The 20,485-nt window shown below is 53.9% G+C and carries 18 protein-coding genes; 5 read left to right on the top strand and 13 right to left on the bottom strand.

The features are described 5' to 3' along the window. Positions 1-165: 165 nt before the first annotated feature. From RKA07_RS13425 to RKA07_RS13445, 5 genes are all read right to left on the bottom strand, one after another. On the bottom strand, positions 166-1,461 hold the full coding sequence (locus tag RKA07_RS13425) for a TRAP transporter large permease (protein WP_310966538.1): 1,296 nt from the start codon (positions 1,459-1,461) through the stop codon (positions 166-168). Beyond that, entirely contained in the window at positions 1,458-2,003 is a 546-nt protein-coding gene (locus RKA07_RS13430; RefSeq protein WP_310966539.1) for a TRAP transporter small permease subunit, read from the bottom strand. Before RKA07_RS13430 ends, RKA07_RS13425 begins: the two co-directional genes overlap by 4 nt. A 100-nt stretch (positions 2,004-2,103) precedes the next feature. Further along, the gene (locus RKA07_RS13435) at positions 2,104-3,180 is read right to left on the bottom strand and encodes a TRAP transporter substrate-binding protein (RefSeq protein WP_200202188.1); all 1,077 of its coding nucleotides are present in this window, start codon (positions 3,178-3,180) and stop codon (positions 2,104-2,106) included. A 148-nt stretch (positions 3,181-3,328) separates the two neighbouring features. Beyond that, a complete protein-coding gene (locus RKA07_RS13440; protein WP_200202187.1) occupies positions 3,329-3,787 on the bottom strand; it encodes an ATPase in 459 nt (152 codons plus the stop codon). A gap of 52 nt (positions 3,788-3,839) precedes the next feature. Continuing rightward, positions 3,840-4,901, bottom strand: a complete 1,062-nt coding sequence (locus RKA07_RS13445; RefSeq protein ID WP_310966541.1) for an acyltransferase family protein — start codon at positions 4,899-4,901, stop codon at positions 3,840-3,842. Positions 4,902-5,028: 127 nt separating this feature from the next. Between RKA07_RS13445 and RKA07_RS13450 the strand changes: the two genes are divergently transcribed. Then, positions 5,029-6,096: a beta-N-acetylglucosaminidase domain-containing protein gene (locus tag RKA07_RS13450; protein WP_310966542.1), complete on the top strand. Its 1,068-nt coding sequence runs from the start codon at positions 5,029-5,031 to the stop codon at positions 6,094-6,096. Positions 6,097-6,133: 37 nt separating this feature from the next. Here the strand turns inward: RKA07_RS13450 and RKA07_RS13455 are convergent, their stop codons facing one another. From RKA07_RS13455 to RKA07_RS13490, 8 genes are all read right to left on the bottom strand, one after another. Further along, positions 6,134-6,643, bottom strand: coding sequence for a transposase (locus tag RKA07_RS13455; protein WP_310966544.1), 510 nt, complete (start codon positions 6,641-6,643; stop codon positions 6,134-6,136). A gap of 21 nt (positions 6,644-6,664) precedes the next feature. Continuing rightward, on the bottom strand, positions 6,665-7,246 hold the full coding sequence (locus RKA07_RS13460) for a hypothetical protein (protein ID WP_310966545.1): 582 nt from the start codon (positions 7,244-7,246) through the stop codon (positions 6,665-6,667). A 105-nt stretch (positions 7,247-7,351) separates the two neighbouring features. After that, positions 7,352-7,705, bottom strand: a complete 354-nt coding sequence (locus tag RKA07_RS13465) for a hypothetical protein (RefSeq protein ID WP_310966546.1) — start codon at positions 7,703-7,705, stop codon at positions 7,352-7,354. A 118-nt stretch (positions 7,706-7,823) separates the two neighbouring features. After that, entirely contained in the window at positions 7,824-8,441 is a 618-nt protein-coding gene (locus tag RKA07_RS13470) for a DUF2931 family protein (RefSeq protein ID WP_310966547.1), read from the bottom strand. Further along, positions 8,431-10,323: a type VI secretion system family protein gene (locus tag RKA07_RS13475; protein WP_310966548.1), complete on the bottom strand. Its 1,893-nt coding sequence runs from the start codon at positions 10,321-10,323 to the stop codon at positions 8,431-8,433. The genes RKA07_RS13470 and RKA07_RS13475 overlap by 11 nt, the downstream gene beginning before the upstream one ends. Before the next feature lie 173 nt (positions 10,324-10,496). Next, positions 10,497-10,964, bottom strand: coding sequence for a cupin domain-containing protein (locus RKA07_RS13480; protein WP_310966549.1), 468 nt, complete (start codon positions 10,962-10,964; stop codon positions 10,497-10,499). A gap of 225 nt (positions 10,965-11,189) precedes the next feature. Beyond that, a complete protein-coding gene (locus RKA07_RS13485; protein WP_310966550.1) occupies positions 11,190-11,900 on the bottom strand; it encodes an SIMPL domain-containing protein in 711 nt (236 codons plus the stop codon). Beyond that, on the bottom strand, positions 11,897-12,916 hold the full coding sequence (locus RKA07_RS13490) for a ChaN family lipoprotein (protein WP_310966551.1): 1,020 nt from the start codon (positions 12,914-12,916) through the stop codon (positions 11,897-11,899). The genes RKA07_RS13485 and RKA07_RS13490 overlap by 4 nt, the downstream gene beginning before the upstream one ends. Before the next feature lie 62 nt (positions 12,917-12,978). Between RKA07_RS13490 and dauA the strand changes: the two genes are divergently transcribed. The 4 genes from dauA to RKA07_RS13510 all read left to right on the top strand — a co-directional run bounded on the left by dauA (position 12,979) and on the right by RKA07_RS13510 (position 20,483). Further along, positions 12,979-14,742 carry a C4-dicarboxylic acid transporter DauA gene (dauA, locus tag RKA07_RS13495; protein ID WP_310966552.1) on the top strand — a complete coding sequence of 588 codons (1,764 nt, stop codon included), beginning with the start codon at positions 12,979-12,981 and terminating at the stop codon, positions 14,740-14,742. 11 nt (positions 14,743-14,753) lie between these two features. Beyond that, complete coding sequence (locus tag RKA07_RS13500) at positions 14,754-16,700, top strand: CASTOR/POLLUX-related putative ion channel (RefSeq protein ID WP_200369935.1); 1,947 nt, start codon at positions 14,754-14,756, stop codon at positions 16,698-16,700. 181 nt (positions 16,701-16,881) lie between these two features. Further along, positions 16,882-18,471, top strand: coding sequence for an isocitrate lyase (locus tag RKA07_RS13505; protein WP_200202173.1), 1,590 nt, complete (start codon positions 16,882-16,884; stop codon positions 18,469-18,471). 146 nt (positions 18,472-18,617) lie between these two features. After that, the gene (locus tag RKA07_RS13510; protein WP_310966553.1) at positions 18,618-20,483 is read left to right on the top strand and encodes an SLC13 family permease; all 1,866 of its coding nucleotides are present in this window, start codon (positions 18,618-18,620) and stop codon (positions 20,481-20,483) included. The last annotated feature ends 2 nt before the right edge of the window (positions 20,484-20,485 follow it).

A 20,485-nucleotide genomic window follows, 5' to 3' on the forward strand; every position in this document is an offset into this window, starting at 1 on the left:
CCTTAACATTGCTGTTCAGGCCGGCGGCTCTACGCCAAGGCTAATCCCGAATACTTGTCTGAGAATGTTTGATTGTCTGTTCAGTATAGAAAAGGTTTTGCGTTTGTCAGGTCTGTGCGGGGAGAGAAGTTGCAGCCGGACCGGGCGACCCGGCTGCGTTCAGTGTCAGTAAGAGGAACTCATGCCAAACCACTCCGGGAATATCACGATCATTGCCAGTACCAATACCTGCAGGAGGATGAACGGCAAGACCCCTTTGTAGATGTCGACCGTTCGCACTTCTGGCGGCGCAACTCCTTTGAGATAGAACAGGGAGAACCCGAAAGGCGGTGTGAGGAAGCTGGTTTGCAGGTTCATGGCGATGAGTATGGCAAACCAGAGCATATTGATACCCAGGGCTTCTGCTACCGGCGCCAGAATAGGCACGATGATGAAGGAGATTTCCACAAAGTCGATGAAGAAGCCCAGAATCATAATCACCAGCATGGCCAGGATGATAAAGCCCCACTTCTCGCCCGGAAGCGCCAGCATCCATTCCTCCAGCAGATAATCGCCACCGGTGTAGCTGAACACCATGGAGAAGGCGGTTGCACCGATCAGGATGGCAAACACCATGGCGGTTACTTTAACCGTATCTTTCGAGGCGTCCCACACCATCTGGAATGAGAACTGACGATAGATAATGGCCAGAATAATGGCGCCGATGCCGCCCAATGCGGAGGATTCTGTGGGTGTCGCTATGCCAGTAAAGATCGAGCCAAGCACTATAACAATCAATGCCAGTGGCGGAATGATCGCCAACAGAGCGTTCATGATTTCCTTTTTACGGGACACGCTGTTGTCTTTCGGCATGGCCGGGGCAGTCTCCGGCTTGAAGCGGGTTACCACCAGAATGTAGACAATGTAGAGGCCAATGAGAACCACGCCCGGCCCAACGGCTGCCTTGAACAGATCCCCTACGGGGAGCCCAAGCACGTCGCCCAGAATGATCAGAATGATTGATGGGGGAACTATCTGCCCAAGGGTGCCCGCTGCGCAGATGGTGCCGGTTGCCAGGCGTTTGTCGTACTTGTGGGCCAGCATGACAGGTAAAGAAATCAGCCCCATAGCCACCACGCTTGCCCCCACAACACCGGTTGAGGCTGCAAGCAGTGCGCCCACAAGGATGGTTGAAATGGCCAGGCCACCGGGCAGGCCACCAAACAAGCGACCCATGGATGTTAACAACTGCTCTGCCAGGCGCGTGCGTTGCAGAATAACGCCCATGAAGATAAACAGGGGTACGGCCATCAACACCGTGTTCTGCATTACGCTCATGATGCGATAAGGCATGAAGGCGAACAGATCCATACCTTCTGCAAATACGCCAAAGAACAAGGCAACGCCGCCAAATGTGAAGGCAACAGGGAAGCCCAGCATCAGCATGAACAGGGCGACGAGGAACATAACCATGCCGATCATGCGAGGCCCCCTCCGCTGTGCTCTACATCGTACTGCTTGTCGCCAGCCATTACGCGCAGGGCAAAGGTGGCCATATTCAGGCCGGCAATGGCGATAAAAAACGCCGAGAGCGGGATTACAGATTTGATCACCCAGCGATACGGCAACCCCCCCGGATCACCACTGCCTTCGCCCATGGTGTAAGCGTCCAGAGCAAAATCATACCCATAGATGCCTATCAGCCAGGCAAATGGCACAACGAACAGCAGGGCACCTGTCAGGTTTACCCAAGCCTTGGCCTTGTTGCTCCAGCGCGTGTAAAACACATCAACCCTTACGTGGCCGTCGGTGCGCAGTGCATAGGGGATGCCGAGCAGAAACACCACTGAGTAGAGGTGCCATTCCATTTCTTGCATGCCAATGGACACTTCATTGAATGCGTATCGGGCGACAACGTCGTAAAACACATTGCCTGCCATCAGCAGCATTGCAACGCAGGTAATCCAGCCGCAAAAAATGGATACGCGGGCCAGGCCCTCATCCAGCTTTATAATCCACTGCATTCACTATCCTCCGCCTGGGGGTTGGCGATTCTGCTATTGCTATAAACAACAAAACCGGGATCACCTTCAGAGCGATCCCGGCTCCTTTTCAAGCGCTATCTTACTCGACTGTGCCCATGGTGTTCAGGTAGGCGCGTTCAGAAATATCGGTGTAAGCACGGCTTTGCGCCAGATAGTCCTGTTGCGACTTCACAATCCGGGCTGCTTGCTCGTTACTCGCAGACGCTTCTTTCAGGAGTTTCTTGTTGGCATCGTACATGGCTTGGAAAATATCCTGTGGGAACTGTTTGATCTGCACGTTGGGATAGTCTTTCTTGATGTTGGCCCAGGCTTCCGCATTGGCGTGCTGGGAAAGAACCAGCATGTCGTAAGAGGCGGTGCGCATGGCAACACGCAGGATTTCCTTCAGATCAGCCGGCAGCTTTTCCCACACTTTCTTGTTGATCAGGAACTGCAGTTCGGTAGCTGGCTCGTGCCACCCGGTGTAGTAGTAATCGGCAATCTGCTGAAAGCCAAGGCGCAAATCCAGGGCCGGACCTACCCACTCAACCGCATCAATGGTGTTGCGCTCCAATGCGGTGTAAAGCTCCCCTGGTGCAATGTTGGTGGGATTCACGCCCACTTCTGCGAAGACTTCACCGGCGAAGCCAGGAATACGCATTTTCAGACCTTTGAGGTCGTCCAGCGATTTGATTTCCTCGCGAAACCAGCCACCCATTTGAACGCCTGTGTTGCCGCCGGGGAAAGACAGCATGTTGTGGGCGCCGTAAACTTCCTGCATGAGTTCCATGCCGCCACCATGGTAGAACCAGGCATATTGTTCCATAGCATTCATGCCAAAGGGCATGCTGGTGAAGAACAGGGTCTCAGGAACCTTGCCTTTCCAGTAATAGGAAGCCGAGTGGCCCATGTCGTACTGGCCAGCTTTCACCATATCAAACACGCCCAGAGGTGCTTTGTGCTTGTTGGCGGAATCTATGCGAATCTTGAGGCGTCCGTTAGACATGGTTTCGACGGACTTCGCAAAGTTCTTGGTTGTGTCACCAAAAATCGGGAAGTTCGGGCCCCAGGTTTCTGCCATTTTCAGGGTGAAGGTGTCTTGTGCAAAGGCTTGTGCGGAGGTGAACGTAGCAGCTACGGCGAGCACGGCTGCCGATAGAACAGAACGGATTTTCATTGCTCTTGTGTCCTTTTGTCATTGTTATGGATCGAGCTGGACCTTCTTTTGAGAGGTCTTTCAACTGGTTCACATTAACAAGTAACCTGCGCCAGTAAAACGAAAAATCACCCTGGGTAAGACATAGGTCGTAGGCCGAAGAGTGGCCTCAAAGGTCGTTCATCCTGCCAATCTGGCTGGAAAGCTGCATGGCGTGGTGTTGTTCCAGGGACAGGAGATCCTCTAGCAGTGTCTTTGCGCCCTCGATTTCAGCCTTGCCAATGAGTGTTTTGTACAGCTCCATAATCTCATCGTGAAAGGTAAAAACTTCTTTGGCTATGTCATCAAAGCTCATGGTCGTAAGCCGAGGATCGCAGGCCGCGCCAGGGGTAAAGGGCTTGTGCGTTTGATAGTCATAAAGCCGCGTTTTCAGTACTTTTGGGTCAGCCTGTTTTTCGAATTCTGCCACCGCCTTGGCTAACAGGGTTTCGTGGCTGGCAACGTAGTCCATAAGCGCACTTGCGCGTTCATTGCCGTGTTTCTCTGCTGCATCGTGCAGGCACCTAGCCAGGTGAGCGTGCAGCTGGCGGGTCCAGTCAATCAGATCTTCAAAGGTTTTTATTTCCATGGCCAAACTCCGGCAGTCGGGTATTTAGTCGATCCAGTGATCAAAGGTTAGCCTATTCGACGGCTTTTGCTGTTGTGCTCGCAGTTGTGACAGCTTCAGAGCGACGGCGCCAGCTACGGAACTGGCGCTGAGTGGGCTTTTCAACGGTGTAATGAATCAGCGAGGCAAGCACAAATGCCGTGGCGAGCGCGAGAATTACGCCCAGCCAGCCCGGCAGACCCGCGTTGTAGCTCCAGCTGATTACCCCATATCCAATATTCTGGTGCACCAGATAGAGGCTGTAGGAGAGGCTGCCCAGCCACAGCAGGGGCCGGTTTGCCAGCCAGTTAAGGCGACCGGCTACAGCGAGAGCAAACACAGTGAAACACCCCAGTACAAAAAAACTGTAGGGCATTTTGTAGGCAAGCAGGCCGTGGCAAACCGCCAGCGCCAGCAATGCGGTATCTGCCATCGCTGGCCGGCCGTATTTGTAAATGCGGTAAATCAGTATGCCGCCCATAAACAGGGGGGCATATTTTACAAACATCAGGTCCTTGACCAGAAACTCCACGCCCTCAGGTATCTGCTTCCACCAGATCACGCCTGCATAGCTCACCAGCATCCACACCCAGAAGGCCAGGCGCAGCCGTGACCAGTCCCGCAGGGTATAAAACAATAATGCCATCCAGCTGTAGAAGGTCACCTCAACGACAAGGCTCCAGTAAGCACCATCCACATGCTCGGCGCCAAAATACTCATGCAGCAAGGTTGCGTTGAGCAAGGCGGTTTCAAAACTGACCGCGCGGCTTTCGGGGCCAAGAAGATGCACAGAGGTGAACGTAAGAATAATGCCGGCCCAGAGTGCTGGCAGCAGCCGCACCGCCCTCGCCAAACCAAACCAGGCGGCATTGCGGGTGCGTTCAAGGGTCATGAAGATGACAAAGCCGCTGAGAATGAAGAACAGGTGCACACCGTAACGGCCAAAGAGCAGAGCCTCTGTCAGCAGCTGCGGCAACTCGAATGAATGGCCAAAGAGCTTGTCGTAATAGGGCAGGTAATGAAAAAGCACCACCCCCAGAGCTGCGAGGCCACGCAATGCATCAAGACTGCCCAGCCTTGCCTGAGATGGATTCATAGCCGGTTCCGTCGGGATTTCGCTTTATAGTAGCTTGCTTTTGCGGCCGACAATACGGATGAGATATACCATTCGCTTGCGGTAGGTATACCATGTGTTAACACACCGAGCTGATAGGGAGAGCGCCATGGGTACAACACTTGGCATTATCGAAGGCTTTTACGGGCCAGTATGGAACTGGCAAGAGCGACAGCAGCTGGTTCGCGCGCTTGCGCCCCATGGATACGGCTTTTATCTTTATGCACCCAAGGCCGACGCCTTTCTGCGCCGGCGCTGGCAAGAGCCTCACCCGCCGGAAATAGTTTCAGAATTAGCGGAGTTTGGTCGGTTTTGCCGTAAACAAGGCCTGCGGTTTGGTATTGGCCTGAGCCCCTTCGAAATCTTCAATAACTTTGATGATGACGCCCGCAGCGCACTGGCCGTGAAGCTCGAACAGCTTGACCGTATCGGGATTGATGAACTGGCCATACTGTTTGACGACATGCACTCCGACACCCCGGGGCTTGCCGAAACTCAAGTAGAGATCATGCACTGGATTCGGGAGCGCACTCAGGCTCGTATCCTCTCAATATGCCCCAGCTACTATTCAGATGATCCGGTGCTGGATCGGGTGTTCGGTGAACGCCCGCCCGGCTATCTGGAAACCCTTGGCCGCCTGCTGCATCATGACATCCAGGTTTTCTGGACAGGAGAGGAAGTTTGTTCCAGAGAAATCTCCCCTGGGCATCTCAAACGTGTGAATGAACAGCTCGGACGCAAACCCGTGCTCTGGGACAACTACCCGGTAAACGACGGCGACCGCATGTCGCAGCACCTTCACCTGCGAGGGTTTACAGGTCGCCCGGCGGCTAATGGTGCCTATATTTCCGGCCATGGCATCAACCCGGCGCTTCAGCCCACGTTAACCAGAATTCCTGCCATAACTCTGGCAGATTCTTATCGTCAGGGTTCTGAATACCAGTACGGACATGCGTTTTTCAGCGCTGCCAAAGAAGTGCTGGGCAGGGAATTGGCAGAGCAGCTTCACAGTGATTTGCTGGTGCTTCAGGATGCAGGGCTTGGGCGAATCAGCGAGGAAAAGCGGCAAAGCCTGCTGCGCACATACGATGCCTACGATCACCCGGCAGCCACTGAAATTCTGCGGTGGCTAGTGGGTGAGTACAAGGTGACGGATGAGATGGTTCAGACACAGTGAGGTGCCCATCAGGGCCGGAACGAATTTGATTGCCTTGTTACGTTTTGAGTCTGGCACGGAGGTCCTCGGCTGTGTAGGTGAGAGGCTCTTGCCCATAGCTGGGCGAAGCCAAAACATCGACGATTTGTAGGCTCGATGAACCCAGCCAGGCAGCACCCAGGAAGTTGCTCACCGGCACGAACACCGGGGACAACCCTTTTTGGCTCAAGTTCTCGGCGAACACTTCTGCTTTTTCTGCTGACGACCAGACAGGAAGGCCTCTGCCACCCTCCGCTTGAAGCTCCGCTATCTGGCGTTTCAGGCGATTGATCTCATCCCGCTCCTTCATCAGCTCTTTGGCACCCGGTGGCGCTTTCTTGACCCGTTTCATGGCGAACTTTCCCTCTCGGTATTCCTTTCGCCAGCGTGACAGCATGAATGGGTGAATATCCAGCGCTTCCGCTACGCCTTTTACGCTCCGGTGCGCCTGGTAGCTCCATTCCACCGCTTTGACTTTGAACTCGACGCTATAGCGTTGGGTCTTCTTCCCCGTGATCATTTTCGGCATCGTACTTCTCCTGTGGCGGAGTTATCGATGCGTGTCCACTGAAGTGGGGGAAGTCCAGCGTCCGGTGACTTTACTTGTTAGGCCATCTTCCTCCATCTCTGGCAGGGATTTAACCAGTGATGACAGTTCATCCACTAGCATACGTGCTTCTTGATGGAACCTGGATAACTCTGCAACAGTAAAAGTGATATAGCTTTTCTTATGTTTTTTACTACTTGGTACACCTCCGGATAAATTTGTACCAAATATTTTTTCATCAGTGCTTCGGCTCCAGCAAAAATGAGCAAATTTATTGCGAGTTGACCTTAATGCCGTGACACGATTATTGAGATTTATTATTTTCTCTAGCTCAACCTCATCGATTAGTTTGCAGCCATAGCGCTGTTTATGAATTTCTACACCCTCTTTAATGGCTTCTTGGAGTTTCACTGCGCTCATATGATCTGTATATGACCTAGCAAGAAACTCCGGTGTTATCAGCAACCTAGAAAGAAGAAGACCTAAAAGGAATTCTATATTCGACCACTCTACAACAATTTTTCCGATCGCAGTGAAGTGCTCGTCGGTGAGTTCAGCATACTGTGATGTATGATTTAATGGCATGGTTTTCCTTAGGGCCTAACGCTCTGGTTTAGCGGCGCTCATGCAGCGCAGCGAAATGTGCGTCCGGTGTAGGGCCGGAGGCCCGGAACGAACTACAACAACTGGTTAAGGTTGCTTTTCGTCATCACTGACGCCAGCGATAAAAATACCAACTTTGTAGGCAACAACCCATGCCCCAAGCCAAATGGGTATAACCCAAGCACCAGGATCAAAGTCAAACTTTATGAGAGACATTGGTATCCCGATCCCAATGAAAAGGGCTACGAAACACGCCAAAATTACGCGGAATGCACCGAAGGGATTTTCTACTGCGCCTTTCAGCCAATGTCCCACGCACATCAGAATTACACCCAGCAGAATCACACCAGCTATTGGATTAGCGAAGTCACCGGCTGGAGGCCGAGCGATCGCAAGCGCCGGTGTAAAAATAAGAAAACTTGATACGAGTTTGGTATTCATAGAAATGACCATAACGCCCGCCATCACCGGTGACAAAACCGTAGCGAAGCGGAGGGTTTGGCATCCGGTGCATGGCTTGGTTATGTGGTGACTTGCTCCCAATTTCTAATCACGACAGCTACCAGTCATCCACTGGTATACCGTGCTCATATATATACTCCTGACTGTCGCGTTTATATCGTTCGGTGATCTCACGGTAATGCTCGGGGTGTGTTTCTATTTTTCGAGCCGAATAGCGCCCCACCTCAATTGCATTTTTCCCAACATTCATGATCCAGAGGACCACCGTTCCTCCCGGTGCCAGGCCAAGAACTAATGTGTCTCTAGGCTCAAGCATTGTTTTACCATATCTTTCATACGGTGCCGGCTCTTTCATCTTTTCCACAATTTCAGCGGCGTTTTCCAATCTGATAACAGCCTCATAGGATTGTTGCTCCGCGAACGAAAACCATCGAATAAGGAACAACTCGGGGGTTGTCTGCCACTCTGCGCGTGATAGCGGAGGGCTTTTCCAGCAACAAGTGACGATCCCAAAGGGACGACGCCACCCGATATCTTCTGACAGCGACTCGATAAAAAATTTATCCACCCAGACATCGTAGTGTTCCGGGGCAACTACCCCGATACTCCGATAATTAGAATTGGGGCCATACGCAGTCACTTCCGACTCACTCTGATCCGAACACCCCAGCAGCGCCAGGACACAGAAGCTAATAGCAAGCGTCTTAATACTCATGATATTCCCCCTCTGACCATTGCCCCTTATTCGGATGGACGGTTCGGCGGCCATACTTGCCGGGCTTGAACGGGTACAACGGGCCAAGCTTCAGGTAATGATCGGAATGGTGAATATATCGTTGTTTTAGCAACGCTTTGGATTCTGGGCTCAGCAGTAGCGGCCCGCCATGCCAGACATGAGCTGCGAGGTTTCTGGCGATAGTCATAAGTTCCGGCGGCAAAACCAGCTGAGGATTTTCCGTGGGTATAGGATCGAATGGCACACCAGCATCCACCGCCAACTTGTGCATCAGATACAGCGGAATACGGGAGTATTCACCGCGAACTTCGCGGTCCAACCAAAGGCGAAGTGTTATGTCACCGCCGGGCAAGCCGGGTGGGCGTTCCTGTTCAATCTCAAGTGTGGCGAGTGGGTTCAGTGGCCCAATCCAACCCTCGTTTTTGATCAGCGCACGTTCCTGCAACATACGGGAGAATTCAAAACTGGCTTCGGGATTCCGACGATCTTTTCCTTTGACAACCAAGGGCGGACGAACTTCAACCCGTTCTCGAAAGCGATCCGGATAACCGCCGCCAATATCGGAGTGAACACCCGGAAGCACCCATTCGCTGAAGTGGTCCGGCAAGTTGCCGGACTCACTCCGGAGGCTGTTGAGTGAGAAGTTGTGGCGGCGCTCATCCCGTGCGGCAAACTGAACGACCCGTTCGGCATCCTTCGGCCGTAGGTTGACGTTGATACGGCCGGTTTCTGCATCATGAGCAGATAAGTCGAGATTGCCGATATCGGCAATCCCTGCAACAGTATCGAAAAGGCCGACAAAGCGAACGGTAACTTTCTTGGGCCATGGGATGCCCTGCCGCTCAAATGCTCTGACTAAAGCCCCTTTGTATTCACCGTATAAGGAGCCCGTTGTATCCCGCACCTCCCGGCTAACAAAATGCCGGGCGGTGGCCGCGCCACGGCTAAAGCCAAAAACGTCAAGTATTAGCTCGTCAACCGACGCGTCCACAGCACGTTTGAAACTAACGGCTAAATCATTGCTGCCTTCTTCGATTTTCTTCAGTATGCCTTGTTCGCCCAATCCAAGCCCCATACTCGGACCGTCGTCGGGCTCGCCGGACTTAGTCCCAACTCCCGATACATAAGTTGATAGCCGGTAGACCCTTTCGCCGGTCTCACTTTGGCCTCCTTCACGCTGGTAAAGGTTTTCCAGTTTGGAGACATTGGTTTCCGCATTGAGATAACTGCCTTCCATCACCTGCGACAGTTCGGCACTGCACTCGTCTTCGGAGATGGCCCCGGCTGCATTAGCTGTGAGGCATTCATCCATCTGCCGCTGATAGCTTTGGGTATTATCGCGATTATTGCCAGTGCCATCGAAAAAGATGCCAGCCTCTACCCGGACTTTAGAACGCTCCTCTTCTTCGGAGGCATGATCCTGTGACTGCTCTGGTAGACCCTCATCAATCAAGGCACCTTTCTGGGCAGCCTTGCGAACAAATTCCTGTGGGTCTTTGTCCAGCAGCTCTTTGGCGGCAGGGGTAAGCTGGCCTTTATCATCCAGTGCGCCAGCCATGGCGAAGTCCACAACCGGTGCGGTGGTGGTGGCAACGCCAAGTATTATTCGCTGATTACCACTGACAATGGAACCACCATGACTGGTCGGGCTGCCAAGGTACGCCACAGGCATACCATCGGCCAACGCCAATGGATAGCCCTGGGTAATGACAGCGCCGCAACCGGTGACATCACCCACTCGGGCAATCGGTTTGCCTTCAACGAGGATGCTGGAGCCGTTCGGCATGATGGGGGAAGAGCCGTGCCCTTTGATCGGGCAAACGTGCATGTCGCCAACGCAGGCGGCAATCAGATTGCTCATGGTAAGAGTTCCTTTCAGTAAAAAGTAGCTTCCTGGCTACCTGTGGTTAAACCTTGTTCAAAACCCGCGATATTAACATGGTTGGCACCACATAACGCGAAAGTAACCGGCGCCGGAGCGCAGCGAAGGGAACCAAAAAAGCCTGCTTTTTTGGCGTCCGGTTGACTGCCTGGTTATGCCTTTTTTCGTTGGACTGTGGTGATAGCGGCATGCTCCACTACTGTCCATTCACCGCTATTGCGCGACAACCGCTTGCCTAGCTTAGGATAATCGGTCACATCCTGCTCAAGACGCTGGCCGATAACCAGACAAACCAACGGCTCAGTACCATCGTTGAACATATCGTGGGCTTTGCCATTGATAGGACAGCCAATGAAATCTCCAGGGCCGATACGCTGCTGCTGATCTCCTAGCGTAGCAACACCGCTTCCCGACAAAATATAGATGCACTCTTCTTCGTAATGATGCACATGGTATTCGGTCGAGTAATGGCCGGCGGGCACGAATATCTGGTGGACACCCAGATTACGGAGCCCCACGGCATCACCAAGAGACTTGTTGATTCGCTGAGCCTCGGGGTTCAAAAAATGCTGCTTCTCGACACCCTCAAGCTGCTCGATGTCGTCGGCCGATAGGTACATGACTTCCGTATCTCCTTTGAGCATAACAGTGGTTAGGTGGAAGTAACTTTCACGTCACAAACGTGACTTCCACAATTCACTCAGTCTCTTTCTGGCTGCCGCAAAAAATAACCTTAATAACAACGCCTTATACGCATCCAGGCTTTCCAGCTATGTAATCGCGTGACATCTTCATTCTTGCAATAACACCGAGCCATGCGATCTTCCAGCTGGTCCGTGTGTAAGCTACCGCAAATAATACTCAACGGTAGAAACCACCCGCACGGTCTTTACCGGGTGCTGTTGCTCAGATACCCCTGGAGCCTGATCCCTGGCCAGTATCTGGAATACGCCCTGATTGGCCCTGCGAAGATCGCCCAGCTCGGTTTTTGCATCTTCGGCAAACTGGCTGGCAGCTTCGCGGGCGGACGCTGTTGCTTCTGCAATCATGGCGGGCTTGATGTCGTTCAGTCCGTTGAACAGATAGGTTGGGCCACTTGGGCCGTAGTCTGAAGACAGCACCACGCCGGAATCCACCAGTTCGCTCACGCCCTGTGCGGCCTGGCGTATCTTTTGAATGTCGTTGCTGCGCACCATCAGAGTCTGGCTGACGATGAATTTCTGTTCGTTATTGTTGTCCTGGTATGGGTTGGCGCGGGTGTCGGTTACATCAAGGCGCTGCAATTCCACTGAGTTGTCACCGATGGCCTGCAGCTTCAGGAATGCCATGATGGCGTTGCGGCTGTTTCGGGCTTTTTCCTGGGCCTCGCTGAGGCTGGCCCCGGTGGCCACAAATCGAATCGGCCATAAGGCCAGGTCAGCATTCACTTCCCGTTCCGCCACACCCTTCACGGTGACATAGCGATCGCCGGTGCGCAGGTCTGTGAGGCCGCTGCTGATCATTGAGGCTGAAATAACGGCACTAACACCCAGAATCAGGGCAGCAATGATTTTCATGGGGAATCTCCCTGGCAAGTATCGTTATTGGGGCGCCGGAACCTTGCAGACATCGCTTTGTGTTCGCGATCTTCGTCAAGGAACTCCTGCGGCAACGGCTGGATGAAGTAGAGGTAGTCGCCTTTATCCCGGTTTTTCTGCAGAGGCATCTTGCCGGCATCCGCTGGCCATACTACCGGTGAAATCACCGCGACTGAAATACTTGGTGCCCGTTGCCTGAGAAGTGCAACGGTTCCCAGACGCTCTTCACTGTGGAAGGTGCCGGTGGTGTGAATAATCTGTGCGTTGGGGTGTGCTTTGCGGGCGTCCAGTATTCGGTTGGCCATGGTGTTGTCGCGCAACAACTGGGCTTGATAGGTGTTGTGCATTCGCTCGCTCATGGCGTCGTTTGCTGCGCTGTGGCTGCTGTTAATAGCCGCATTGAATTTTTCCCGGTAGGCGGGGGTGTCCAAAAATGCATCGCTGGGTAACTGTGCGCGTTCGTTGGCTGGCAGCTTGTTCAGGTAGTCCGGTCCTGTACGGCCGACGCAACGCACAATAGCGGCGGGGGCGTTAGCCGCCACTACGGGCAGGCCATGCTGCCGGGCAAACTCCACCAGTGGGCGGTAGGAAGCACGGTAATTATCCCAGGCTCCGCTGTCTTCAATGAACTCGGTTTCGCCGGTTTTGCCACTGAGGTAGGCATCAACGGCAGCTTGGCTGTCCAGGTTGAACTGTTCCATGGACAACACCTGCAGAGGATGCTGGCGATAAAGCGCTGCCTGAATCCGGGATTGCAGCAGATGGGCAGCCTGGTGGCCGTGGTACTCGCCAATAACGACTATATCCGTATGGGCAAGCCTTTGAGCGAGCGCATCCACGCTCAGCTGCGTGCCACTGTTGGCGTCTACCAGCTGAGCCTCGTAAAGGGTTTCTGGTCTCGCGCCTGTGTTGCTTTCACTGGAATGGAATGCGGTGGCACACCCAGCCAGGGTGCCTGTTAGTAGTGCCAGTGCAGTGATGAACAAACTTTTCATTGAAAAATTATATATGATGTAAGGCCTCGCTACTTGTATGTATTCCCAGACACGAGGCCAGTATGCCCCATCGCGCCCATCTTTTTTCTCTCCGGCTTGCCCATGCCTTCCGGGAAGCCTGCATTGACCAGCCGTACAACAGCCGCCGGTTCCTGCGGGACCTTATGGCTGGCGTTACCGTGGGCATTATTGCAATTCCACTGGCCATGGCGTTGGCGATCGCCAGTGGCGTTGCGCCTCAGTATGGTCTTTATACAGCGTTCATTGCCGGTTTTATAATTGCCCTTACCGGTGGTAGCCGGTTCAGCGTTTCGGGCCCCACGGCGGCGTTTGTGGTTATTCTTTATCCTATCGCTCAAACCTATGGTCTCGGAGGGCTTTTGCTCGCCACGCTGATGTCGGGTGTGCTGTTGGTCATTATGGCACTCATGCGGCTGGGACGTTTCATCGAATACATTCCTGAGTCGGTCACCCTTGGTTTTACCAGCGGCATTGCCGTGGTGATTGCAACTCTGCAGGTGAATGACTTTTTTGGTTTGTCTGTTGAGAGCATGCCGGAGCACTATTGGGACAAGCTGGCGGTGCTGGCGCAGAGCTTTCCTGCGCTGGATAGCATGAGCGCTTTGGTGGCCTTGGTTACGCTTGCGATCATGCTGATCTGGCCACGGCTCAGAACCCCGGTTCCGCCGCACCTGCCAGCTGTGATTGTGGGTAGTCTGCTTGCCATATGGTTAAACGCCAATGGTGCCTCAGTGGATACGATTGGGTCGCGCTTCAGCTATTTGTTGCCTGGTGGTGGCACGGGTGCAGGCATCCCGCCGTTTTTGCCGGAATTTGCCTGGCCTTGGCAGCAGGCGGATGCCAGTGGTAACGCCCTCGGATTTTCCTGGAGCATGGTGCGGGAACTCTTACCGGCAGCCTTTGCCATTGCCATGCTCGGCGCAATCGAATCCCTGCTCTGTGCTGTAGTGCTCGATGGCATGACCGGCAAACGACACAGTGCCAACAGCGAACTGATGGGGCAGGGGTTGGGTAATATTATTGTGCCGTTTTTTGGGGGCATTACTGCAACAGCCGCCATTGCACGCTCTGCGGCCAATTACCGTGCAGGTGCCGAATCCCCGGTTGCCGCCATGATTCATGCCATTGTCGTGCTGCTGGCCCTGGTATCGCTGGCGGGCATTCTGGCCTATTTACCCATGCCTGCCATGGCAGCCCTGTTGATTATGGTGGCCTGGAATATGAGCGAAGCACCCAAGGCGGTGCGCCTGCTGAAAACAGCGCCACGCAGCGATGTGTGGGTCTTCCTCACCTGTTTTTCCCTCACTGTGGCACTGGACATGGTTATTGCCATTACCACCGGCGTTCTGCTGGCAGCGGTGCTATTCATGCGTGAAATGGCAGAGATGACCAAGGTTACAGACATCACTACCGGTAAGCGGGTCAGTGATGAAAACCTGCCTGCAGGATGGCGGGTGTTTAAAATCAATGGCCCGCTGTTTTTCGCAGCGGCGGACCGTATTTTTGGCGAGCTTGCGGAGCTGTCCCGCAACGTTGAGGGAATCATTCTGTATATGGATGGGGTTACCGTTCTGGATGCTGGTGGCCTGTCTGCCCTCAACAAACTGATTGCAACCTGCCAGAAAGACGGTACTCGTATTGTAATTGCCGACCTGCAATCCCAGCCCCAGCGAGCGCTCGCGCGGAGTGGCCTCGGGCCAGTGGAAGGCGTGTTGCAGTTTGCGCCCACATTACGAGAGGCCCTTGCGCTGCCTTTGTCATCTATGGCTAAGCAGGCCCCAACGCTCACCGGAGCCCAGAGATGAAAAAAAACGCCATGTTGCCGTTTCGCGTTGTCGACAGAGTGAAGTTTATTGTTGAACGGCAGCTCGTAAAGGGGGCGGGCTTTCAGCTGTTGGTGGTGGGTGTTTTCATCGGTTTGATTTCGTTGATTGGCGGCCTTCTGGTTGTCCCTCAAGGCGGTGACTTCGACGATCCGGGGTCCGCTGTCTGGTGGGCATTTCTGCGCCTGACGGACCCTGGTTATCTGGGTGACGATGTGGGCACCTGGCAGCGGTTTGTTTCAACGCTCCTGACCATCAGCGGTTATGTGGTGTTCATGGGCACTCTGGTGGCCATTCTTACCCGCTGGCTGATTGCCAAAATGGCAGAGCTTGAGCGTGGGCTTACGCCAGTTACCCTGAAAAAGCACGTGGTCGTGCTGGGCTGGACCAGCCAAACGCTACCTTTGCTGTCCGAGCTGCTGGGCTCATCCGGGCGTATGCGCCGATTCCTGGAAAAACATGACACCCAGAAGCTTAATCTGGTGGTGCTATCGGAAGAGGCTTCTGCGGAACAGGTCCATGAACTGCGTAATGAACCCGGCATCGGGCGCCGCGCCCGGCAGATAATCCTGCGTTCCGGCTCCGCCATTCAGCCGGATGCCTTGCACCGGGTCGCCTGCCTTGATGCAGCAGCGGTGATTGTGCCCAGTGCCGTGTATGCAGCGGGAAGCTTGATAACCTCGGATGTGGAAACCGTTAAAGCCTTGTTGTCGATTGCCGCCCAGGCCAGACAGTACCAGGCACCCCTGCCATTTGTAGTGGCCGAGATTCAGGATATCCGCAAGCTTCCAGTGGTTGAGAGGGCTTATCCCGGGCCTATTGAGGTGGTCGCAGGCAATGCGACTATAAGCCGTCTTATGGTGCAAAATGTGCTGCATCCCGGCCTGTCTGAAATTTATAACGAACTGCTCACAGCGGGTGAAGGTAACGAGATTTATGTTCGCGGTGGGGAAACAGTGGCGGGTCTGTCTCTTGGTGAGTTGGCCGCTGAGCGCCCGAACGTAATCATTCTTGGGTTGCTTCGTAGCAGTGAGCAGGGGTGGGATATCCGTTTGGCTGCTCCTTCTGATACTTGCATAGAAGCTGAGGACAGGGTCGTTATGATGGCCCGGGATTATTCCGAAACAGATGCGGATCCAAAAGCCGAGGCATTACCCCGTATAACCCGTGGAGAAGCGAAACGCTCTGTGCGCGGCGAAGGGCTGGAGGGGCATCGTATTCTGTTGCTTGGTTGGAATCGCAGGGTGCCCAGCCTGATGGCCGAGTTCGCCAGTTATGGCCCCGGGCAACCCCTGCTGGATCTTGTTTCTGTTGTGCCAGTGTCTGAACGTGAGCAAGCGCTCAGCCGTTATGAAAAACACAAGCTTCTTGATACGTACAGCCATATCGAAGCCGACTATATGGTTGAGGATGAATTGCGCCGGATCAACCCTGCGAGCTACGACACGATTATACTTCTCAGTAGTGATCGATTGGCCTCTGGGGAAGAGGCCGATGCACGGACCATGGTGGGCTATCTCCAGCTTGAAGACATACTGGCAGAGTCGCCCGGGCGCCCGCAGCTGATTATGGAGCTTAGCGATCCGGACAATCGCCAACTGCTGTACGGTCACCAGAGTGAGGTGCTCATCAGCCCGATGATACTTAGCCACATTCTGGCGCAGGTGGCTTTGCGCCGGGAACTCAGAGCGGTACTGGACGAGCTGTTTACAGTAGGCGGCGGTGAAATCAGGTTCAGCAATCCTGATGACTATCCGCTGCCAGCGAGTGCCGACTTCCATGTGCTGGAAAAGGTGCTGGCAGCTGAGGGTGAAGTGGCGCTTGGAGTTTTTCGTGCTACCGCAGATGCCCGCGGCAGGCATCTGCTCCTGAATCCTCCGCGCAGGCAATATCTTGAGTTGCAGCCTGGGGATCGGCTGGTTGTGCTGTGCCAGTCCTGAAACCTTGTTCGATAAAGCAGTTATGCTGAGCATTCATAAGATAAATGCTGAAAATACATCATATAAATTTCAATTATAAGTTCTGGGCCATTAAAGTACTGCCAACGCTGACAACCAGCTCGGTGTTTTGCCCGGGCTCAAATCATTAACCCCCTTCATCAACACACAAAGGATCGAGACCATGCCATACGCACAAGACGTCGATACTATTGCTTCCATCGTGAAGCAAAACCCGACCTGGCACGCGATTAACCCTAAGCACGCTGCTCGCATGCGCGCCCAGAACAAATTCAAGACTGGTCTGGACATCGCCAAGTACACCGCGAAGATCATGCGTGAAGATATGGCTGCTTACGACGCCGACTCTTCCAAGTACACCCAGTCTCTGGGTTGCTGGCATGGCTTTATCGGCCAGCAGAAGATGATTGCTATCAAGAAGCACTTCGGTAACACCAAGCGTCGCTACCTGTACCTGTCTGGCTGGATGGTTGCTGCTCTGCGTTCTGAGTTTGGCCCACTGCCTGACCAGTCCATGCACGAGAAGACTGCTGTTCCTGGTCTGATTGAAGAGCTGTACACCTTCCTGCGTCAGGCTGATGCATGGGAACTGAACCACTTGTTCCGTGATCTGGAAGCTGCTGAAAAAGCTGGCGACAGCGCCAAGGCTGCTGAGCTGGTCAAGCAGATCGACAACCACGAAACTCACGTTGTACCGATCATTGCTGACATCGACGCTGGTTTCGGTAACGACGAAGCAACTTACCTGCTGGCCAAGAAGATGATCGAAGCGGGTGCTTGCTGCATCCAGATCGAAAACCAGGTTTCTGACGAGAAGCAGTGTGGACACCAGGACGGTAAAGTAACCGTTCCTCACGCCGACTTCCTGTCCAAGATCAACGCTGTTCGCCTGGCGTTCCTTGAGCTGGGTGTGGATGACGGTGTTATCGTTGCTCGTACCGACTCTCTGGGTGCTGGCCTGACCAAGCAAATCGCTGTAACCAACGAGCCGGGTGACCTGGGTGACCAGTACAACAGCTTCATCGATGGCGAGTACATCGAAGATGCTTCCCAGATCGAGAACGGCGACGTTGTAATCAAGTCTAACGGCAAGCTGCTGAAGCCCAAGCGTCTGGCTTCTGGCCTGTTCCAGTTCAAAGAAGGTTCTGGTGAAGATCGTGTTGTTCTGGACTGCATCACTAGCCTGCAGAACGGTGCAGACATGCTGTGGATCGAGACTGAAAAGCCTCACGTTGGTCAGATCGCTGCCATGGTAAACCGCATCAAGGAAGTTGTTCCCGATGCCAAGCTGGTTTACAACAACAGCCCGTCCTTCAACTGGACTCTGAACTTCCGTCAGCAGGTGTTCGACGCCATGCAGGAAGAAGGCAAGGATGTATCTGCTTACGACCGCGCCAAGCTGATGAGCGCAGAATACGACAACACTGAGCTGGGCAAGCTGGCTGATGAGTGGACTGCTAACTTCCAGCGCGACGCTGCACGTGAAGCGGGTGTATTCCACCACTTGATCACTCTGCCGACTTACCACACTGCGGCTCTGTCTACCGACAACCTGGCCAAAGGCTACTTCGGTGCTGAAGGCATGCTGGCCTATGTTAAAGGCGTACAGCGTGAAGAGATCCGTCAGGGCATCGCTACTGTTAAGCACCAGGATATGGCTGGATCTAACATCGGTGATGACCACAAGGAATTCTTCGCAGGTGATGCTGCGCTGAAAGCCGGTGGTGCCGACAACACTATGAACCAGTTCTAAGAGAACAGTTTGTAGCAGGGTTATAGCACCCTCACTCCCGGGCGTGTCCCGGGAGTACAAAACCCCGCAACTGGAAACAGTTAGCGGGGTTTTTGTTTTGGGCTTTGTTATATTCTGTTGATCATCCATTAACAGGAGTTCGCCCCTTGAGTATCGAGCAAGGCATTGTGTTTGCGGTACTCGGAATCACCCTCGCCATGTTTGTGTGGAACCGCATCCGTTTTGATGTGGTGGCTATGCTTGCCCTGCTTGCGGTTGCCATATCCGGACTGGTTCCCACCGAAGAGTTGTTTGCGGGGTTTGGTCATCCCGCCGTGATTACGGTGGCTGCTGTTCTTGTGATCAGCCAGGGGCTGGTGAATGGCGGTGTGGTGGACAACATTGCGCGTCTACTGGGAAAAATTGGCCACCGGCCTACACTTCAGGTACTCACGCTGACCAGCGTAGTGGCGCTTTGCTCCGGCTTTATTAACAACGTAGGCGCGCTGGCGTTATTGATGCCGGTAGCCATCTGGATGTCCCGGGAAGCAGGGCGTTCGCCTTCACTGCTGTTGATGCCTCTGGCCTTCGGGTCATTATTAGGCGGCACCATGACCCTTATTGGTACACCGCCCAATATCATCATTGCTTCGTATCGTGAGAGCGGAAACTTCGGGTTGTTTGATTTTGCACCTGTCGGTGTAGCAATTACGCTGGCCGGGATCGTCTTTATTACCCTGATTGGCTGGCGTCTTACCCCGCGCAGGGAGGAGGCTTCTGCGAATGCCAAGCTGTTCAGCGTTGGCGAATATCTGACAGAGCTTCGTCTGCCGAAAGACTCAAACCATGCGGGCTCAACGTTGCACAGCCTTTTGGCAGCAGCAGAAGATGAAGCAGACATTGTTGTTCTCGCCCTGATTCGCGATGAGAAGTTACAGGCAGTTCCGTCTACCTATAAAATCCTGCGTGAGGGGGATGTGCTGCTTGTAGAAGCCGACACCTCCAGTTTGCAGGTGTTTCTCGACAAAACGAAGCTTGAACTGGCGAATCAGGCTGTTGAAGATGAAGGCGCAGACGACGCTGAAAAAAGCAAAGATAAAGTCATTGGCGATGCCAGCGAGGGTAATGGCAAGAACGTTGAAAAAGACGATGAAAAGGCAGCAGCCCGGATAGACAAAGGCGAGCTGTATCTGGTGGAAGCCGTTATCGCCCCGGAGTCTTCTCTGGTGGGGCAAACCGCTAACCGGCTGAGATTGCGGGAGCGTAACCAGCTCAACATTGTTGCCGTAGCGCGGCTGGGGCAACGGCTCAAGCGGCGCATTGGTGACATCAGGTTCAATGCGGGTGACATATTGCTGGTGCAGGGCTTTGAGGATTCGCTGAGTGGCACCCTGGCAGAGCTAGGTTGCCTGCCACTGGCTGAGCGAGGGTTAAAGCTTGGCTCTCCCCGCAACACTGCGATGGCTTCCGGCATCTTTCTCGTCAGTATTGCAGTTATCGTGGCCGGCCTGCTATCTGCCCCCGTTGCTCTGGTTGCGGGTGCCGTGGCAATGGTTCTGGTGAAGTTGATGTCTGCTTCTGAAGCCTACAAGGCGATTGACTGGTCTGTGATCGTTCTGCTCGCGGCCATGATACCGGTCGGCCAGGCGATGGAATCCACCGGCGGAGCAGCTTTGATAGCGTCACAAATGCTGGTGCTGGGTGAAAATCTGTCGACTGCTTCGGTGCTGGCCATGATACTGGTGGGCACAACACTGTTATCCAACGTAGTAAATAATGCCGCCGCCGCTATTGTGGTTGCGCCGATTGCCCTGAGCCTGGCCAGCGAATTACAGATGCCATCTGATGCCGTTTTGATGGCGGTTGCGGTTGGTGCCTCGTGTGCGTTCATGACACCAATAGGGCACCAGTCCAACGCGCTGGTAATGGAGCCGGGGGGCTACGAATTTGGCGACTACTGGCGCCTGGGATTGCCCCTGACAATCATAGTAACCATTGTTGCCGTGCCAATGATTATGCTGGTCTGGACCTGATC

Origin of the sequence: Marinobacter xiaoshiensis (assembly GCF_031631795.1) — a bacterium.
GTDB lineage: Bacteria > Pseudomonadota > Gammaproteobacteria > Pseudomonadales > Oleiphilaceae > Marinobacter > Marinobacter xiaoshiensis.

Excerpts from the sequence above, each read along its gene's own strand:
- RKA07_RS13435 (WP_200202188.1), bottom strand. The coding sequence starts at position 3,180 with ATGAAAATCCGTTCTGTTCTATCGGCAGCCGTGCTCGCCGTAGCTGCT.
- RKA07_RS13425 (WP_310966538.1), bottom strand. The coding sequence starts at position 1,461 with ATGATCGGCATGGTTATGTTCCTCGTCGCCCTGTTCATGCTGATGCTG.
- RKA07_RS13440 (WP_200202187.1), bottom strand. The coding sequence starts at position 3,787 with ATGGAAATAAAAACCTTTGAAGATCTGATTGACTGGACCCGCCAGCTG.
- RKA07_RS13465 (WP_310966546.1), bottom strand. The coding sequence starts at position 7,705 with ATGAATACCAAACTCGTATCAAGTTTTCTTATTTTTACACCGGCGCTT.
- RKA07_RS13485 (WP_310966550.1), bottom strand. The coding sequence starts at position 11,900 with ATGAAAATCATTGCTGCCCTGATTCTGGGTGTTAGTGCCGTTATTTCA.
- RKA07_RS13450 (WP_310966542.1), top strand. The coding sequence starts at position 5,029 with ATGGGTACAACACTTGGCATTATCGAAGGCTTTTACGGGCCAGTATGG.
- RKA07_RS13490 (WP_310966551.1), bottom strand. The coding sequence starts at position 12,916 with ATGAAAAGTTTGTTCATCACTGCACTGGCACTACTAACAGGCACCCTG.
- RKA07_RS13470 (WP_310966547.1), bottom strand. The coding sequence starts at position 8,441 with ATGAGTATTAAGACGCTTGCTATTAGCTTCTGTGTCCTGGCGCTGCTG.
- dauA (WP_310966552.1), top strand. The coding sequence starts at position 12,979 with ATGCCCCATCGCGCCCATCTTTTTTCTCTCCGGCTTGCCCATGCCTTC.
- RKA07_RS13505 (WP_200202173.1), top strand. The coding sequence starts at position 16,882 with ATGCCATACGCACAAGACGTCGATACTATTGCTTCCATCGTGAAGCAA.
- RKA07_RS13460 (WP_310966545.1), bottom strand. The coding sequence starts at position 7,246 with ATGCCATTAAATCATACATCACAGTATGCTGAACTCACCGACGAGCAC.
- RKA07_RS13475 (WP_310966548.1), bottom strand. The coding sequence starts at position 10,323 with ATGAGCAATCTGATTGCCGCCTGCGTTGGCGACATGCACGTTTGCCCG.
- RKA07_RS13500 (WP_200369935.1), top strand. The coding sequence starts at position 14,754 with ATGTTGCCGTTTCGCGTTGTCGACAGAGTGAAGTTTATTGTTGAACGG.
- RKA07_RS13455 (WP_310966544.1), bottom strand. The coding sequence starts at position 6,643 with ATGCCGAAAATGATCACGGGGAAGAAGACCCAACGCTATAGCGTCGAG.
- RKA07_RS13430 (WP_310966539.1), bottom strand. The coding sequence starts at position 2,003 with ATGCAGTGGATTATAAAGCTGGATGAGGGCCTGGCCCGCGTATCCATT.
- RKA07_RS13445 (WP_310966541.1), bottom strand. The coding sequence starts at position 4,901 with ATGAATCCATCTCAGGCAAGGCTGGGCAGTCTTGATGCATTGCGTGGC.
- RKA07_RS13480 (WP_310966549.1), bottom strand. The coding sequence starts at position 10,964 with ATGTACCTATCGGCCGACGACATCGAGCAGCTTGAGGGTGTCGAGAAG.